The sequence below is a fragment of the Psychrobacter sp. genome (assembly GCF_036731945.1).
Lineage (GTDB): Bacteria > Pseudomonadota > Gammaproteobacteria > Pseudomonadales > Moraxellaceae > Psychrobacter.
The window spans coordinates 31,556-48,459 of record NZ_DAINDI010000002.1; the positions used below are offsets into that span (position 1 = coordinate 31,556).

Consider the following 16,904-nt stretch of genomic DNA (forward strand, 5'->3'; position numbering starts at 1 on the left):
AAAATCTTTAAAAGTCTTTAAAGCTCTAAAAACTTGGCTTTATCTTTAAACATACATTCTTCATAAACAGGACAAGCGCCGCATTTTGGCGTGCGAGCTTGACAAGTATAGCGCCCATGCAAAATCAAGTAATGATGCGCATCTACGATAAAGTCATCTGGGATACGTTCGAGCAGTTTTTTCTCAACGATTAAGACGTTTTTACCTGTGGCAAGTCCCGTACGGTTGCCAACGCGAAAGATATGGGTATCAACCGCCATCGTCGGCTGTCCAAAAGCGGTATTTAACACCACGTTTGCTGTCTTACGCCCGACACCTGCTAGAGACTCTAAATCTTTACGGTTATCAGGAACGGTGCTATCAAACTTCTCAATCAAGTCACGGCAAGTTTTGATGACGTTTTTGGCTTTGGCGTTATATAAACCGATGTTCTTAATATACGCTTTTAGTCCTTCTTCGCCTAATGCCAAAATGGACTCAGGCGTATTCGCTACCGGATAAAGCTGATTGGTGGCGATATTGACGCTGACATCGGTCGCCTGCGCCGATAATATGACGGCGATAAGCAGCTCAAAGTTGCTGTTATAATTGAGCTCAGTCACTGGCTCATCAATCGTCGCTGCCAATTTTTCAAAAAACGGCCGCACATCACGATTGGGCATGCGCCTCGATGGCGGCGTATCGGCAGTTTTATGTTTAACGGTTTTACTCATGGTATTGTTAGCACTGTTTTATTCATTATTTTATTCATTGGTTATTCAAAATTAGAGATGAGCTATTAAAGGTGGGCAAGCTCAGCTTGTAATGCTTCAAGCTCCGTCTGTTTGCTCTCATTTGGACGCACGCTCAGCTGCTTTTCTAACTTCTTGATTTTACTGCGTAGTTTAGCTGCGGCAATGGTATTTTTTGCTTCTTCTTCGCTGATATTTAACGATTGACTGGCGGCATTATTTAGCTTGGCTTCTACCATGCTGACCACCGGCTTGCTATTGCTGCTATCCGCTAGCTGCTTACTAACGCGTCTTAAATGCGTATGGTAACGTTGGCGCAAATCCTCTTGTTCAAGCGTGCGCTCAGCTGCCGACAGCGTGCGCTCAACGGTGACTAAGTCTATGCAATCAACTGGGCAGGGCGCGATACATAGCTCACAGCCCGTGCATAAGTCCGTAAAAATAGTATGCATATGCTTGCCAGTCCCGACGATGGCGTCAACTGGGCAGGCGGGGATACACTTGGTACAGCCAATACAATCATCTTCTCGAATCACCGCGCGCACTTCTACTGGACGCTGCGAGCTGGCATCTATCGACCATTTTGACGGCTCAGCGTTAAGCGGTTGTGTATTGCTGCTATCTTGATTGATGATTTGCGCAATCGCATCGGTCACCGGCTGACCGCCGGGCACACATTTATTATAAGGCTCATTGTCGATAACAATTGCCACGGCATACGGCAAGCAGCCATCGGCATGGTCACAAAGCCCGCATTGGGTTTGCGGCAAGCAGGCGTCAATACGCGCAATCTTTGCTTGGGTTGCGGCAGGCAAGCGCTCTATGTCCAAGCTATCGAACAAGATAGGCAAATTGGTGAGACGGATAAGAGTGCTGTTGTTACTGGTAGTGCTTTGCATTTAATGTAAAACCTTTATATTAGTACTAAGTGCTAATATGAAAAAATAGGGTAATAGCGTTATTTATTAAGGGCATTGATATTTAATAAAAGGCATCTTGGTCTTATAAATTAAATATCAATTAGAGTGAGATGCCTTGTTCATGAGCAATTTGCGCAATCAGCGCATAAGCAATACTGCCTTTAAACGGTATTTTTGGTAAATTTGTCAAGTCAAAGAAATCGGCGTGTGACAGCTCGTCTTCTTGTATGACGATGTCACCACCCGCATGCGCCGCCCGAAAGCCGAGCATCAAATTAGACGGAAACGGCCAAGGTTGACTGCTGACATAGCGAATATCTTTGAGGCTAATATTTACCTCTTCTGCCACTTCGCGTACCACGGCATGTTCCAAACTTTCACCGACTTCTACGAAACCGGCAATCAAACCATATTGTAGTGCTTGCTGAGGGGTTTTTTGTTGTCCATAACGATGATGGTGCGCCAATAAAATTTGCATGACGCCGGTTTGCGGATTGGGTCGGGTAATAGCGGTGATGATACACGGCTGCACGCGTGGATATTGGCGTAAGCGGCAAACAGGACAGACCATCGCACGCTCACCGTGCGCAGCAGAGACGACTGGGGTAGCGCAGCGACTACAAAACTGCGTGTCTGCTTGCCAGCGTAACAACTGTATAGCTTGGCTAAGTTGGTCAGACAAGGCAAATGGCAGCTGTGTAATAAGCAGACGATAAGCAATAAAAGCACACTTGTCATTACCTAAAGTATTTTTTTCTTTATTATTGTTTGTTAAACCGTGGCTTTCTACCTCGGTATGTTCTAAGATTTTAGGCAACGTAACATGATGAGCTATCGCATAATCATAAGTCATCGCTATGGTAGCTTTTGCCGTAAAAGCATTAGCATCAACTTCGACCAAACTATCTTCATTTTGACGGCTAGCATCATTAGGTAACCAATGAGTCGGCGCTAAGCTTTCAAATAGCGTGACGCGTCCAACTTGATCAGTTGGCTGCGTGCTATGAGTGTCATGAGTGTTTAACGCTGAGTTATCGATATCCGACTGTGGTAACTCAACCTGCACAGGCCACCACCTATCTAGTACACTAAAATTACGCCGCAAGCAGTTGGCTTAAGCTTTGTTGCCCGACATCTAACGCTTGCTTACTGACCGGGCGATTGTTTTCAAAGCCATCTAAATGATGGTCAACGGCCATAATGACATCGGCAATATAAGCCAAAGTGCCATCATCTAGACGTGAGCCATTAGTGATACGCTGCTGTAAATAACTTGCCAATTGGCTAAGCATACTGGCGGGTGTTGGCAGCTGTAAAAAGCGCACCGCACCTGACACTTGACGCAGCATTTCAGGAATATTTTGAATATTTAATACGTCGCGCTCAGGCTCAGCCAAATAATCGGTGATCGCTTGTTCGGCGCTGGCAATCGCCGTACGACTTTCTTGTATCAAGGTATCATAGGCAGTATTCAGCTGATGCAATGAGATATGCGGATTATTCAAAGGTAAATAGATTGCCCCTGGAGTATGCATCTCTGCCATGGCGATAGTGGCGTTTTCTGCGTGCATCAAAGCGAGTAATAAATGGTCAAAATCTTCTGGGGTAGGCGCGCGCCATTTTTTCACCGCTTCTGCGGCAGCATTGAGACTGTTTGCAGCATTTGCCAGACCTAATAACTGAAAAGCTGAACGCAGCTCAGTCAGCTGCTCGGTAATTTGCGAGGTTTGCATATCGACAGGGTTGATAGAATCACCGCGTGCGTAGCTATCGACATTTTCTTTGATGGTGTTAATTTGCGCTTGAATAATGGTGTTTAAGGTATCGGTTAAAGCACGATTGGGTCCAAATAAGAACTGCGCCATTTGTTTGCGCTGTGAGTCTTCCAATTGATTGGCGGCATATAGTTCACGCAGCGTTTGAGCTTCTTTGGTATCGCGCTGGCAAGCAAAGCTGACCAAGTGCGCAAAGCGCGTGTCCATTACTGGCAGATAGCTTTGAAACTGCTGCTCTAAATAAATAAGCGTGTGTTTTTGGCTTAAGCTTAGCGGCAAAATGCTGGCAATATCCGTAACGGCAGCGGTGGCTGCTTGCCAAAACAGGCTGTTGGTATTTGCTGCTATCAAGGCGCACGCTGCCGACATCGCATCGAGCTTTTGCTGCTCATCCTCGCTTACCTTACCGTCTTGATTTAATAAGGCAACGCCAAGTCCACTACGATAAGCATAAGTTAATAATTCGCTATCAAGATTGAGCTCGTTAAGCGGTTGAAAATTGTTTTCTGGGTTGGCAATAATGACGCTGCTATGACCAAACGCGGCAAAATAATCGGCATCGATCGGTGCTGCTTGCCCATGAGCATTGAGTTTATTGATGATAGGCAGGAGTAAAGTCGGCTCTACCGATTCGGTCAGCAAAATAAATTCAATATAACGATCAAGCGTCATAATGGCTTCTGATAAATCCATAATTAAAGCATTATCATTATTATCACGGCTGTCATAAAGTTTTTGCAAGCCATTGACGATGGCGTTATTGAGCACTTCTGCCCCGACCGAAGATATCAGCTGAAAAATACAAGACAGCTGTTTTAGGACAATAATGGAGTCTAATAATAAAGGCGCTTGGCTATCATCATCATTAAATTCGCCCAAATGAATTTCAGTATCTTTTAAAATAACCTTAATTTCATCGTGCAATAAATGCAGCGATGGTAGGTTAAAATCAGTCACACTCAAGGTCGGGGCAGTTAATTTCATTTGTGTAGAAGGATTCATAGTTGTTTTTTTCCATGACGTACTGATGAAAATAGCAAAGGTTTAGATGAGCATTCGAAAATGTCTATAAATAAGGTTTTAACGCTTATCGGCATAACAATCAAGATTTACTTACTTAACGGTCAGTATAAGGCGTTATGTCCATATAAAAAACCGTTTTAATGACTTATGCTTCACGGATTACATTTTATCTTTAAGCGCAGGATAATCGTCCGCAAGCGACGCATACCAGCTTTGATTGGCGCTCTCATTACTGCTTGACTCGAGCAATAAAGCTGCCAAATCGGCAAAGTTTGCATGGGCAGTATGTCCGCCATCGGCTTGGGTATCTTCCTCAATCGCCAGCGTGACTTGCCCGCCGGTCATCGCCAGATAAACTTCCGCCAAAATCTCCGAGTCAAGTAACGCGCCGTGGAAAGTACGGTCTTGCTTACCGACATCTAGGCGGCGAACCAGAGCATCTAGGGTATTTTTTTGCCCCGGATATTGCTGTTTTGCCATCATCAGTGAGTCAGTCACCCGTACGCGTTCAGCAAAGTCGTGCATGCCAACTTTGGCAAACTCCATATTTAAGAAGTTCATATCAAAGGTAGCGTTATGAGCGATGATTTCGGCACCGTCCATAAAGTCGTACAGCGATTGAGCCACTTGATCGAAGGTTGGTTTATCGGTTAAAAACGCCTCAGAGATTCCGTGAATACGAATCACTTCCTCATCCATACCGCGCTGCGGATTGATGTAGACGTGCAGTTTTTCCCCAGTAAATTTACGCCCGACTAACTCTACGATACCGACCTCAATAATGCGGTCGCCCTTCATTGGATCAAGACCTGTGGTCTCCGTATCCATAATAAGCTGGCGGTCAGATTCATAACGGTGGATAGGTTTGGGTAGCAAGGGTATAAAATGCGGATTGGCTCGGCTGGTGTCACCATCGAATATCGGTGTGTCCGTGTCTTCTATGCGAGCTTCCGTTTTAGTTTCTACTTCAGTATCCATATTCGTATCTATATCTGACATAACAGTATTTCTCATGGGTTCACTAGCATTATACGGACTGTGATTCTCTTCTACTAACATATCTGTGTTTGCCATTGTATTTGATATTGTATTTACCATATCGTCAGTAAGATTTCGACTATCTAATAGCGACTCATCAAGCTCATCATCTATCATATCAAAGCCTAATGGATCAAACTTTAACCAATCATCGCTCAGACTCTGTTTATTATCAGCCATCAGTCGGTCTTTTTTTTTAGCCGCATCTTGCAAGCTAGCCGTTTTCAAATCTTCACTGCTAGACGTCACGCCCAAGTTTGCTAGCTCGTCCGCTTTTTCATTGCCTGCGTGTCCGGCGTGACCTTTCACCCAGTGCCAAGCGACATCGCGCTGCTGGCAAAGCGCGTCTAATCGTTGCCAAAGGTCTTGATTGGCGACCGGTTTTTTGCTGACCGTTTTCCAGCCGCGTTTTTTCCAGCCTTCAATCCACTCGGTGATACCCTTTTTCACATAGCTTGAATCTGTCCAAATCTCAAGGGTCTGCTCACGCGGACTATGGGTCAATGCTTGTATCGCACCCATCAGCTCCATGCGATTATTGGTGGTTACTTTTTCACCGCCGTACAAATCCTGCGTTTGCCCATCGCTAAATATTAAGTGCGCGCCCCAACCACCAGCACCTGGATTGCCTTTACAAGCGCCGTCGGTATAAGCAACCGTCGTATTTGCTTTGGCAGCAAGCGGATTGCTCGTATTAAATGAACGCGCTGAAATAGAGTTTTCTGACATAAAAAAGTATGAGCCTAATAAGTAATAAACATCGAGCAAAGAGGGTTTCTAGCGTTGATTTTATGCAAGCTAGCACCGTCTATTTTAGGGTTGAGTATAACAAATCTTGCTTGTTTATGGTCGCTTATCTATCAGTGACTGCTAGGAATAAAAAGCATAAAAGGGCAAAAGCACATATCATAGCGGTAACGCTGCCGTTTTCTGTTAAAATAGCTTTGATTGTACGGGCATGCCTTAGCGCAATATGCACAATATAAGCTTTTATGTACCAATGCAGGATAAATCGATGATGTCCGTAAGCTCGAGTGTTTTTAATAAAAAATTAACGCCTTTAATGATCGCTCTAATGGCAAGTAGCGCGCTGTTTTTGAGTGCCTGTAATGACAGTAATACGCCAGCTGATGCCAAAAAATCTGAGGCGCCAGCGGATTTATCCATATTTGCAGGCTGCTACACGGTCAGTCATGATGAGCCAGCGCAAATAAAAGTCAGCCAACAGGGCGGCGGCTGGGTCATGCAAATGAAAGAGCCGGCCAGCGCTAAGCGCGTTTGGGATGACGCTGAACCGTTAGAAGTGCTTGCAAAAAGTGATATCCCGACGTATTTTTCTATCGACCCTGATAATGTCGACGCGGTGATTGGTCGTCCAGATAGAGTGCTGGTGTTGGCGCATGTGAAGCCTGTTTATGCCAATATCGATCCGCTACTAGATAGTGAGTACTTGTCTTATATTTATCGCGGTGCCAATACTATTTATCGCGTCGAATGTGATGACGTTAATACCGATATCTTAGCCAATCCTCACGCTAATATTGTGTTTGATAACGTCAATGACAGTATGTAATTGGCCTTTATAAAGCAGTATTTATGATAAATAAACCTCTAATCAGAGTCGGGCAATATGAATTTTTTTAGTTATGTGGTGTTAGGCGGATTTTGTTACGCGGCCGGTTGGGCAGTAAGAACTTATATCCTGGATAAAAAGCCAAAACCTGAGCAGCCTTATCATCTCAAACATCCCACTATCTTGGGCTATCTCGGCGCATTTTTCATAATTATGCTGATTGTGTCGTGGCTCATCGGTCGCTATTTACTCGGCCATGTCGCTATTGATTTGCCATTTATTATCATTAATAGCCTTATAGGAACCTTTGTGTATTCGTTTGGTCTAAATCCAGAAAAGCCAAGCTATGATGTGCCTGATTAATAAAAAATTAAAAGGCTGAGTGCTTAAATACATTTAAAAGGTTTCTATTTTAGGCCTATAAAAAACACGGTCAGTGCATGCGTCATTGTCCGTGTTTTTTATAGAATTGCTTACCAGATTATTTATCTGTTTTCTTTAAGCTTTTACTTTTATCCTCCACCTTTTTATCGCTAGGCTTTGAAGTTTCATCTTTCGACACTGTTTGTTCATCTTTCCAGCTTTTGTATTTTGCCAAATCCTTTTCCATGAGTTTCAGGCAAAATCTGAGCACCAAGACGTCATCGATATGACCGATAAAGGGGATAAAGTCAGGAATGATATCGATAGGGTTGATCACGTAAAGCAGACCAACGACGGCTGCTGAAATGGTTTTATAAGGGATATTGCGATAGTTGCCTTTATAGTAGTCTTTGACTAAGCTCATCAGCAGTAGCAAATCCTTAGCATAACTCTCAAGACCTTTTTCTTTTTCGATTTGATCCTTCAGCTTATCTTCTTTACCTAAGATGATTTTAATACTATCGATCAGACTTTTATTGTCTTTCTCTTTTGCACTTTCTTGCTCAGCCATCTTTATAATCCTTTTATATCTATCATTATTGTTTGTTGTTCAACGCGTTTTACTATAGCAAGAGTCGGGTCTGTAGCCAAATAAGACGGCAAGTAACTCTGTATCGTTTTGTTGTCTATTAAAATGCCAAATGCTCCTGACTTAAGCGTTCTATACTGCTCGAGTACTAAATAGTATCCCAACCTGCGTTATAATACGCGCTTTGTTTCAATAATGGTTGCTAGGGTAAGCAGCAATTAAACGGTAAAAAAGGTAGCATCATGACTAAGATATCATCCAAGTTAAATCGTCGCCAGTTTTTACGTCACGTTGGTATTGGTGCCGGAGCAGGGCTTCTAGCGACGCAAAATATCACTCGGGCGTTGGCTACAAATGCTATTGAGCAAGATAGCGGTACGCAGCTTACCAAGGATGATTTACCAACAGCGTTTTCAGATGAGCATTTGTCTTTTAAAGGTGAGGCACAACCAGCGCAAGCAAGATGTATCGTCCCAACGATTGAAACGCGGCTTTTTGCTAGCTCTAATGTCGGTGGTAGTGACGAACGTAATGAGTTGGCGTTAGAGCGTTTAGCCTGCGCGGGTTTTAAAGTGGATAATCCGGCAATTACCAAACGGCAGTATTTGCGCTTTGCGGGTACGGATTCGCAGCGTGCCAGTGACTTGCAAAACATCGCTACGGGTGCGATAAAAGCACCTAAACTGCTACTTGGGGTACGTGGTGGCTACGGTGCAGTGCGAGTATTACCAATGGTGGATTGGTCAACGCTTGGGCGTATTATGAAGGAGCGCGGTACGATACTGGCGGGCTTTAGCGATGTGACGGCGATCCAGTGTGCGCTACTGGCAAAAGGTAGCATGAGCTCGCTTGCGGCGCCAATGCTTTATAGCGAGTTTGGCAAAACCAAACCGGATCAAGTCAGCTGTCGCCAATTCGTAGAAGCATTAACCAATTCTAATTTGACGATTAATATAGCAGATGCGTCTTTAACCAGTGTAAATTTACCCAGTATTTTGACAAACACTGAACCTAAAACCTTAACTGGCACCATTTGGGGCGGCAATCTCAGCGTAGTATCGGCACTGGCAGGGAGTGAGTACTTACCACGGATCAAAGATGGTATCGTATTTTTAGAAGACGTCGGCGAGCAATCTTACCGCATCGAGCGCATGCTATATGATTTGTATTTGGCAAGGGTGTTTAAAGGTCAGCAAGCGATTGTATTTGGTGCGTTATCGGGTAGTGGTGAGGACAGTTATGATAAGCGTTATGATGTCGCCACCGTGATTCGTCAATTGCATCAGCTGACAGGATTGCCGATTTATAGCGGCATGCGCTTTGGTCATATTGGACAAAAGCACAGCTTTCCACTTGGCGCGAGGTGTCAGATTAGTGCCAATACAGTTGGTGGCTATCAATTGGTATTTAGCGATTATCCAACGATTCGATCTGATGCGATTCATGTCGAAGGCTTGTGGCAATAAAAATTAGGTCTATAGTTGAATCCAAATAAATCAGATACGTAGCTATCAAGTCGCTTAATGAAACGTTGTTTTTCTTGCGTGCTGTGCCTACGCCGACAGAGGCTGCAAAAAACAACGTTTCATCTCGCTGTATCGTTTTTATATCCAATGAATGATATAAAAATTGTTGCTGTGATAAATTTATTGCAGCCACGTATGACTTCTAAAAAGTCTACTATCAAGTTAAATCGCCAATCGCGAAAACTTATCCTGATATTCTTTTGGGGTCAGCTCAGTCGCGCGTTTAAACAGCCGCGTAAATGACGAGATATCATCATAGCCGACTTGTTGCGCCAGCGATTTTATCGTGACATCGCCTGATTCTAATAGACGTTTTGCCTGCTCAATACGCACTGCTTGAATATATTCAATCGGGCGCATCGTAACGGCGGCTTGAAAGCGTCTGTTTAACGTGCGCGGGGTGATATTGACCATGTCTGCTAACTGGTTCACCTGTATCGCTTGCCTAAAATTTTCCTCGATAAATTCTTGTACTTGCTGAACCAGCTGGTCTGCATGCGGTTTATGCAATGTCACATTAGTATAGCTGTTTTGATTACCGCGTTTACTATCAATAATCTGAGTTTTTGCCACTTGGGTAGAAATTTCACGCCCGCAATAACGCTCGATTAATAACAACCCCAAGTCGTAAAATGCACTACCACCCGCCGCACAAAATATATTGCCAGATTGTTCTTTTGATTGGTTCTTTGAGTGAGTGACAAACTGGTTTTCTTGTAAATCAACCAATGGAAAATCTGCCTTAAACTTACTGGCATAGCCCCAATGGGTTGTCGCTATTTTGCCATCGAGCAAGCCTGCCTTTGCTAAAAAGAAAGCGCCGCTGCAATTGCTGGCGATATCAGCTTTGGTATTTGCCAGTCGCTTAATGTGCGGAATTAGAGCGCTATTTTGACTCAAGACTTTATCGATGGAATCGCCAATCGTTGGAATTAATAGTAAGTCGCACTCTGTGACTTCCTGAATATCGCCATGCGCTTGCATGATTAAGCGGTTGCTACATCTGATATCAACGCCGCCAAGACTGGCAATTTGCACGTTAAACCTTGGTTCTACTTCTTCATCCAAAAAGCGCTGCCAACTCACTCCGGTAAACGAAAATAAATCTAACGCGCCCGTCAAAGCGCTGCCAAGCACGCCATCGAAGCCAACGATGATGACTTTAAAAGGTTTGAAGTAGGGCATGATTGTGTAATTTCCTATGAAAAGACGTATTTAAAATGTCAGTTTATTAGCAGTTTTTCCCAAATTTGCCTATCATTTTTGTCTTATTTGACCATAATTATGTCATAAATGACAATACGGTAAGGCGATAAATTAGATTAATATCAATGCATCACTTATTCATCACCGCTTATTTATCATTATCATAATAGGAAAATGACTATGGCAGCAGATACACTGATCAACGACTTTGAATTACCGTTCCAACTTTACGATGTATTGGGGGTTGAGCATTTAACCGAGCATGCAAAGTTTGTAGAACATAGCCGTGAAACTTTTGATGCGGTATTAGGCACTGCCAATAAAATCGCCACCGATTTGTTTTTACCGCACAACCCCGTGGCGGATAAAAACGAGCCGCAGTTTGACGGCAAAAAAGTCAGCATGATAGACGACGTAAAGGTTGCTTTTGATGCCTTTCGCGAGTCGGGCTTTATCGCGGGTCGTTATAGTTTTGACGATGGCGGCATGCAATTACCCGAAACCGTGATGACGGCGGTAGCAGGCTATTTTATGGCAGCCAACCCATCGACCACCGCTTATCCGTTTTTAACCACGGCGGCGATTAATGTCATTTCTCATTTCGCCAGTGATGAGATTAAAAATGCCTTTATGCCGCGTATGCTAACCGGTGAATTCACTGGCACCATGGCATTAACAGAACCACATGCAGGCTCGTCGCTTGCCGATATCAAAACCACTGCCGTGAAACAAGAAGACGGATCATACCGTATCAAAGGCAGCAAGATTTATATCTCAGCAGGCGATCACGAACTGTCTGACAATATCGTGCATTTGGTATTAGCCAAAGTGCCGGGTGGACCCGCTGGCGTTAAAGGTATTTCGTTATTTGCCGTACCCAAGTATCGTTTAAACGATGATTTATCAGTCGGCGAGCGTAATGACGTCCATTTAACTGGACTTATTCATAAACTTGGCTATCGCGGCGCAACTTCTACGGCGTTAAGTTTTGGCGATGCAGGCGATTGTCACGGCTATCTTATCGGTGAAGAGCATTTTGGCCTGCGCTATATGTTCAAAATGATGAACGAAGCGCGTATCGCAGTTGGCTTTGGTGCAGCGATGATTGGCTATCGCGGTTATCAGTATTCGCTCGATTATGCCAAAGACAGAACGCAGGGCAGAATCGCACCGAATAATAAGCCTGAAGATGCGGCAACGGCAATCATTCAGCATGGTGACGTTAAGCGCATGCTGCTGGCGCAAAAAGCCTATAGCGAGGGCGGTATTTCACTCTGTCTATATGGCTCAAATCTGATTGACCGTATCAATACCTGTGAAGATGCCACGTTAAAAAATGAATTGACAGAGTTGCTAGACCTGCTGACGCCAGTACTAAAAGCATGGCCGTCTGAATACGGTCCAAAAGCCAATGATTTAGGTATCCAAGTATTGGGCGGCGCAGGATATACACGTGAATATCAAGCCGAGCAGTTTTGGCGTGATAACCGTCTCAATCCCATTCATGAAGGCACAAATGGCGTTCAGGCACTAGATTTGTCATTCCGTAAGTTATGGCAAAACAAAGGTCTTGGTATTCAAATTTTAAAACGTGAAATTACTCAAGACTTAGAAAGTATCAGTACACCCGAGACTGCCAAACTTGCCGGTAAATTGATGCCTTATATGGGTCATTTGCATGAAGTATTGGTGCATTTAAGTAAAATCCTGCAAACGGAAAAAGCACTAACGCTGACGGGTAATGCGCAGGCCTTGATGAATATCTTTGCCTCTATCGTGGTCAGTTGGATTTGGATTCGCCAAGCGAGTAAAGCGGAACAACTATTAAATGATACGGCCGACGTTGATAAGCAAAACTTCTATCATGGCAAAATCCAAGCGGCAAAATACTTTATCGACTGGGAATTGCCGTTAATCAATCGCGATATTGAGCTGCTAAATAATGACAATGCGGTCTGTACCAATATGCAAGCAGAATGGTTTTAAGAGACTGTTTGGTAAGTTTTCACCATAACAATATCTATTAATAGGATGCTAAAAGTGATGCTGGGATAAATTTTTCGAAGCCTCTGGAGTGCAAAGCGCACAGCAAGCGAGAAAGAATTATACCAGCATAACGCTCCTTACTATCTTTATCTTATTTTAAACAAACGATTTTCGAGCAAACGATACCAATAACTTTTATACAATTTTAAAGGAATAAATAATGACAGCTGATAACAAACAGATTAATAAACAATGGCGCTTAAAAGCAAGACCAGTTGGCGCACCGAGTGCCGAGACTTGGGATTACAGTGAGTCAAAACTGCCGACTATCGCAGATGGTGAGCTGCTGATAAAAATTGAATATATTTCGATGGATCCTGCAATGCGTGGTTGGCTAAACGATGCAAAATCTTATATACCGCCCGTACAGATTGGCGAGGTAATGCGTGCAGGAACGGTGGGTAAAGTCATTGAAAGTAAGCATGAGAAGTTTGCTGTTGGCGATTATGTCGTAGGTCATAACGGCGTGCAGTCCTATGCAGTCAGCGATGGTACAGGGCTACATAAAGTCGATCCAAGCCTTGCGCCATTGTCTTATTACTTGGGCGTGCTCGGTATGCCAGGCATGACGGGCTACTTTGGTTTATTAAAAACCGGCGCACCAAAAGCTGGCGAGACTGTGGTTATTTCTGGCGCTGCGGGCGCGGTTGGTAGCTTAGTTGGGCAAATTGCCAAACTCGAAGGTTGTCGCGTCGTCGGTATCGCTGGTGGTGCTAAGAAGTGTAAATTTTTAGTCGATGAGCTAGGTTTTGATGCGGCGGTAGATTATAAAAATGAAAATGTGAAAAAAGGCTTAAAACAGGCCTGTCCAAACGGCGTCGATGTCTTTTTTGACAACGTCGGTGGCGATATTTTAAATGATGTGCTGACGCAAATTAATTTGCATGCCCGTATCGTAATTTGCGGTGCGATTAGCCAATATAACACCACCACAGAAGTCAAAGGGCCATCAAATTATCTGTCGTTGTTGGTCAACCGTGCGCGTATGGAAGGCATCGTCGTCTTTGATAATATCAAAGAATACCCGACGGCGATGAAAGACATTGCTGGCTGGATTCAATCAGGCGATATTAAAGTAAAAGACCATATCGTCAAAGGTATCGAGACGTTCCCAGATACCTTGATGATGCTCTTTAAAGGTGAAAACTTCGGCAAACTGGTACTTAAAGTAGAGGGATAAATCATGACATTGAATACAAATGGAATTGCATCAGACGTCACTGGTAAACGTATTTTAATCACCGGCGGCGCGTCTGGCATTGGCGCTGCCAGTGCGCTACTGCTCGCCAGTCGCGGCGCGAGAGTCGTCATTGGCGATTTGGCAGAAGAGATGGGCGCAGGCGTTGCTCAGCAAGGGCAAGACGCGGGCAACAGTATCGTCTTTAAAAAAGTCGACGTGACGAGTGGCGATGAAGTACGTGCCTTATTTGTCTTTGCCATGGAAACGCTTGGTGGTCTTGATGTGGTGATCAATAATGCCGGTATTGACCATAAGCCAGCGCCAATGCACGAGCTAAGCGATGAGGATTTTGATCGTAATATTGCGGTTAATCTAAAAGGCGTCTGGCATTGTATGCGCGCTGCTGTTGCTTGCATGGCGACCAATGGCGGTGGTCATGTGATTAATGTGGCCTCCATTGCTGGTTTGCGTTCTGCGCCTTTATTGTCAGCTTATAGCGCTGCTAAGCATGGCGTAATGGGGCTGACCAAATCTGCTGCTCATGAATATGCGCGCGTCAATATTCGCTTCAATGCCGTTTGTCCAAGCTTTATCGATACGCCGATGGTGCGTAATACCATGGCAAAAATGGACGAGCGCGCCCAGCAAGCGACCATCAAAGCCAGCCCAATGCGCCGTTTGGGAGATGTCGATGAAGTATCTGGCGCCATTGCATGGCTGGCGAGTGATGAAAGTAGCTTTATGAATGGTCATGCCTTTACCCTTGATGGCGGCATGTTGGCTTAACATCAAAAGTATTTATTAAAATATTTAAAAATATAAGGAATAATGATGAAAGATTTATTTGATTTAACAGGCAAGATTGCTTTGGTTACCGGTGCTAGCCGTGGTATTGGCGAATCTATTGCGCGCTTATTAGCGTCAAGAGGCGCGCATGTGATTGTCTCTAGCCGTAAGATTGACGCATGCCAAGCGGTCGCGGATAGCATCATCGCTGATGGTCATAAAGCCAGTGCCTTTGCTTGCCATGTCGGCGATATGGCGCAGATTGAGGCGATTTTTGAGCATATCAAAAGCGAATTCGGTCAAATTGATATCTTGGTCAATAACGCTGCTGCAAATCCTTACTATGGCCATATTCTAGATACCGATTTAGCCGCTTTTGATAAAACTGTGGAGGTCAATATTCGCGGTTATTTCTTTATGTCGACGGCGGCGGGTAAGATGATGCGCGAGCAGGGCGGCGGAGTGATTTTAAACACGGCATCGGTCAATGGCTTGGTCGCGGGTGATAAGCAAGGTATCTATTCAATTACTAAAGCGGCGGTGATTAGCATGACTAAAGCCTTTGCCAAAGAATGTGGTCCCTTAAACATTCGCGTTAATGCGCTGCTGCCAGGGTTAACCGATACCAAGTTTGCTTCGGCCTTAACCACCAATGATAAAGTCTTAAAGATGGCGCTACATGCCATTCCGTTAGGGCGCGTGGCTAATCCTGATGAGATGGCAGGCACGGTGTTGTACCTAGTCTCTGACGCTTCAAGTTATACCACGGGTGCGACGGTGGTCGTCGATGGTGGTATGCTTGCTTAGTTAGCAATGCATGTTTAAAAAACCGATGTTTAAAAATAGAAAACCGCATGACTTTAATAGTGATGCGGTTTTTTTATATTGATATTTTTATTCAGCCATTTTACTTCTTGCATTACTATATTAATACTAACTCAATAAAAAAGGCGCAGTGCGACTTTTTTTGGATTTCGCCACCTCTTTAGGCGTGCCCGCGGCGACAATAAGACCACCTTCATCGCCAGCACCCGGGCCCATATCGATAATCCAATCGCTGTTGCTCGCGACTTGCATATCGTGCTCAACCATAATCACTGTATTACCGGTTGCAACCAGCCCATTTAACTGCGCCATCAGCATTGCGACATCAGAAGGATGGAGGCCAGTCGTTGGTTCATCGAGCACGTACAGCGTATCGCCGCGCTGGGTACGCTGCAGTTCGGTGGCAAGCTTGATGCGCTGTGCTTCGCCACCAGACAACTCGGTCGCTGGTTGTCCAAGCCTTAGGTAGCCAAGCCCAACTTTTAGCAAGGCATCTAAGGCGCGCATGATTGGGGCATCATCAATGAAAAATTCAGAAGCCGCTTCGACCGTCAAATCGAGTACTTCAGCGATATTTTTACCTTGATAAGTAATTTCTAAGGTTTCGTCATTGTAGCGCTGACCATGGCACACTTGGCAAGGCGAGTAAACACTCGGCAGAAATAGTAGCTCAACGCTGACAAAACCGACGCCTTCGCAATTTGAGCAACGTCCTTTTTTAACGTTAAATGAAAAACGTCCGGCATCATAGTGCCTTGCTTTTGCTTCTTTGGTGGTGGCAAATAATTTGCGCACATGGTCAAACAGTCCAGTATAAGTGGCCAGATTTGAGCGCGGTGTGCGCCCGATGGCTTTTTGGTCAACGGTGACTAAGCGTTTTATATATTCCATACCACTGACTATCTCTCCACCTATTGGCGTTTCTTGTTCTTGCTCCAGTAAAGCCGCTTCATCGGTGGGCGCTTCAATCACAGTTTTTTGCCCAAGCGCATTGTAGACCAGTTCAACAAACGCTTGACTGACCAAACTCGATTTTCCCGAACCTGAAACGCCCGTTACTGTGGTTAATACCCCTAAAGGAAATGCCACATCTAGCCCTTGTAAATTATTACGCTCGATATTAGCAAGTTTTAGCCAATGAGTAGGTCGTCTTGGTTGCTCGGTTTTTAACTTTTGAGTTGCTGTGTCTTTACTAAAAAGATATTGCCCTGTGTAAGAAATAGATACATCTCGCAATCCTTCGACAGGGCCGCTATACATGATTTCACCGCCATGACTGCCCGCTTTTGGTCCAACATCGACTATCCAATCGGCGTGGCGAAT

The 16,904-nt window shown here is 44.5% G+C and carries 14 protein-coding genes and 1 pseudogene; 7 read left to right on the forward strand and 8 right to left on the reverse strand.

Annotated elements, in window-relative coordinates:
* Nucleotides 1–17 precede the first annotated feature (17 nt).
* The 5 genes from nth to dnaQ form a co-directional block, all read right to left on the reverse strand.
* A complete protein-coding gene (nth, locus tag V7D75_RS00595) occupies nucleotides 18–713 on the reverse strand; it encodes an endonuclease III (RefSeq protein ID WP_102077140.1) in 696 nt (231 codons plus the stop codon).
* A gap of 65 nt (nucleotides 714–778) precedes the next feature.
* Complete coding sequence (locus V7D75_RS00600; protein WP_333612974.1) at nucleotides 779–1,630, reverse strand: RnfABCDGE type electron transport complex subunit B; 852 nt, start codon at nucleotides 1,628–1,630, stop codon at nucleotides 779–781.
* Nucleotides 1,631–1,751: 121 nt separating this feature from the next.
* Nucleotides 1,752–2,504, reverse strand: coding sequence for an NAD(+) diphosphatase (gene nudC / locus V7D75_RS00605; protein ID WP_442968893.1), 753 nt, complete (start codon nucleotides 2,502–2,504; stop codon nucleotides 1,752–1,754).
* 241 nt (nucleotides 2,505–2,745) lie between these two features.
* A complete protein-coding gene (locus V7D75_RS00610) occupies nucleotides 2,746–4,428 on the reverse strand; it encodes a hypothetical protein (protein WP_333612976.1) in 1,683 nt (560 codons plus the stop codon).
* 180 nt (nucleotides 4,429–4,608) lie between these two features.
* Nucleotides 4,609–6,216, reverse strand: coding sequence for a DNA polymerase III subunit epsilon (dnaQ, locus tag V7D75_RS00615; protein ID WP_333612977.1), 1,608 nt, complete (start codon nucleotides 6,214–6,216; stop codon nucleotides 4,609–4,611).
* Nucleotides 6,217–6,562: 346 nt separating this feature from the next.
* Here dnaQ and V7D75_RS00620 point away from each other — a divergent pair, with 346 nt between their 5' ends.
* A complete protein-coding gene (locus V7D75_RS00620) occupies nucleotides 6,563–7,060 on the forward strand; it encodes a hypothetical protein (protein ID WP_442968892.1) in 498 nt (165 codons plus the stop codon).
* A 57-nt stretch (nucleotides 7,061–7,117) separates the two neighbouring features.
* Complete coding sequence (locus V7D75_RS00625; RefSeq protein ID WP_333612979.1) at nucleotides 7,118–7,423, forward strand: hypothetical protein; 306 nt, start codon at nucleotides 7,118–7,120, stop codon at nucleotides 7,421–7,423.
* A gap of 118 nt (nucleotides 7,424–7,541) precedes the next feature.
* Here the strand turns inward: V7D75_RS00625 and V7D75_RS00630 are convergent, their stop codons facing one another.
* The gene (locus tag V7D75_RS00630; protein ID WP_333612980.1) at nucleotides 7,542–7,994 is read right to left on the reverse strand and encodes a YkvA family protein; all 453 of its coding nucleotides are present in this window, start codon (nucleotides 7,992–7,994) and stop codon (nucleotides 7,542–7,544) included.
* A 260-nt stretch (nucleotides 7,995–8,254) separates the two neighbouring features.
* Here V7D75_RS00630 and V7D75_RS00635 point away from each other — a divergent pair, with 260 nt between their 5' ends.
* Entirely contained in the window at nucleotides 8,255–9,478 is a 1,224-nt protein-coding gene (locus V7D75_RS00635) for an LD-carboxypeptidase (RefSeq protein WP_333612981.1), read from the forward strand.
* 222 nt (nucleotides 9,479–9,700) lie between these two features.
* Here V7D75_RS00635 and V7D75_RS00640 read toward each other — a convergent pair whose 3' ends face one another.
* Complete coding sequence (locus V7D75_RS00640) at nucleotides 9,701–10,723, reverse strand: GlxA family transcriptional regulator (protein WP_333612982.1); 1,023 nt, start codon at nucleotides 10,721–10,723, stop codon at nucleotides 9,701–9,703.
* Between the two features lie 201 nt (nucleotides 10,724–10,924).
* Here V7D75_RS00640 and V7D75_RS00645 point away from each other — a divergent pair, with 201 nt between their 5' ends.
* From V7D75_RS00645 to V7D75_RS00660, 4 genes are all read left to right on the forward strand, one after another.
* Complete coding sequence (locus tag V7D75_RS00645) at nucleotides 10,925–12,730, forward strand: acyl-CoA dehydrogenase (RefSeq protein WP_333612983.1); 1,806 nt, start codon at nucleotides 10,925–10,927, stop codon at nucleotides 12,728–12,730.
* A gap of 220 nt (nucleotides 12,731–12,950) precedes the next feature.
* Complete coding sequence (locus V7D75_RS00650) at nucleotides 12,951–13,970, forward strand: NADP-dependent oxidoreductase (protein ID WP_333612984.1); 1,020 nt, start codon at nucleotides 12,951–12,953, stop codon at nucleotides 13,968–13,970.
* Between the two features lie 3 nt (nucleotides 13,971–13,973).
* The gene (locus tag V7D75_RS00655; protein ID WP_333612985.1) at nucleotides 13,974–14,756 is read left to right on the forward strand and encodes an SDR family NAD(P)-dependent oxidoreductase; all 783 of its coding nucleotides are present in this window, start codon (nucleotides 13,974–13,976) and stop codon (nucleotides 14,754–14,756) included.
* 42 nt (nucleotides 14,757–14,798) lie between these two features.
* Nucleotides 14,799–15,563, forward strand: coding sequence for an SDR family oxidoreductase (locus tag V7D75_RS00660; RefSeq protein ID WP_333612986.1), 765 nt, complete (start codon nucleotides 14,799–14,801; stop codon nucleotides 15,561–15,563).
* A 126-nt stretch (nucleotides 15,564–15,689) separates the two neighbouring features.
* On the opposite strand, the pseudogene V7D75_RS00665 reads toward V7D75_RS00660, so the two are convergent.
* Nucleotides 15,690–16,904: pseudogene (locus V7D75_RS00665) on the reverse strand (excinuclease ABC subunit A); the annotation flags it as partial.

Excerpts from the sequence above, each read along its gene's own strand:
- nth (WP_102077140.1), bottom strand. The coding sequence starts at position 713 with ATGAGTAAAACCGTTAAACATAAAACTGCCGATACGCCGCCATCGAGG.
- V7D75_RS00600 (WP_333612974.1), bottom strand. The coding sequence starts at position 1,630 with ATGCAAAGCACTACCAGTAACAACAGCACTCTTATCCGTCTCACCAAT.
- nudC (WP_442968893.1), bottom strand. The coding sequence starts at position 2,504 with ATGACTTATGATTATGCGATAGCTCATCATGTTACGTTGCCTAAAATC.
- V7D75_RS00610 (WP_333612976.1), bottom strand. The coding sequence starts at position 4,428 with ATGAATCCTTCTACACAAATGAAATTAACTGCCCCGACCTTGAGTGTG.
- dnaQ (WP_333612977.1), bottom strand. The coding sequence starts at position 6,216 with ATGTCAGAAAACTCTATTTCAGCGCGTTCATTTAATACGAGCAATCCG.
- V7D75_RS00620 (WP_442968892.1), top strand. The coding sequence starts at position 6,563 with ATGGCAAGTAGCGCGCTGTTTTTGAGTGCCTGTAATGACAGTAATACG.
- V7D75_RS00625 (WP_333612979.1), top strand. The coding sequence starts at position 7,118 with ATGAATTTTTTTAGTTATGTGGTGTTAGGCGGATTTTGTTACGCGGCC.
- V7D75_RS00630 (WP_333612980.1), bottom strand. The coding sequence starts at position 7,994 with ATGGCTGAGCAAGAAAGTGCAAAAGAGAAAGACAATAAAAGTCTGATC.
- V7D75_RS00635 (WP_333612981.1), top strand. The coding sequence starts at position 8,255 with ATGACTAAGATATCATCCAAGTTAAATCGTCGCCAGTTTTTACGTCAC.
- V7D75_RS00640 (WP_333612982.1), bottom strand. The coding sequence starts at position 10,723 with ATGCCCTACTTCAAACCTTTTAAAGTCATCATCGTTGGCTTCGATGGC.
- V7D75_RS00645 (WP_333612983.1), top strand. The coding sequence starts at position 10,925 with ATGGCAGCAGATACACTGATCAACGACTTTGAATTACCGTTCCAACTT.
- V7D75_RS00650 (WP_333612984.1), top strand. The coding sequence starts at position 12,951 with ATGACAGCTGATAACAAACAGATTAATAAACAATGGCGCTTAAAAGCA.
- V7D75_RS00655 (WP_333612985.1), top strand. The coding sequence starts at position 13,974 with ATGACATTGAATACAAATGGAATTGCATCAGACGTCACTGGTAAACGT.
- V7D75_RS00660 (WP_333612986.1), top strand. The coding sequence starts at position 14,799 with ATGATGAAAGATTTATTTGATTTAACAGGCAAGATTGCTTTGGTTACC.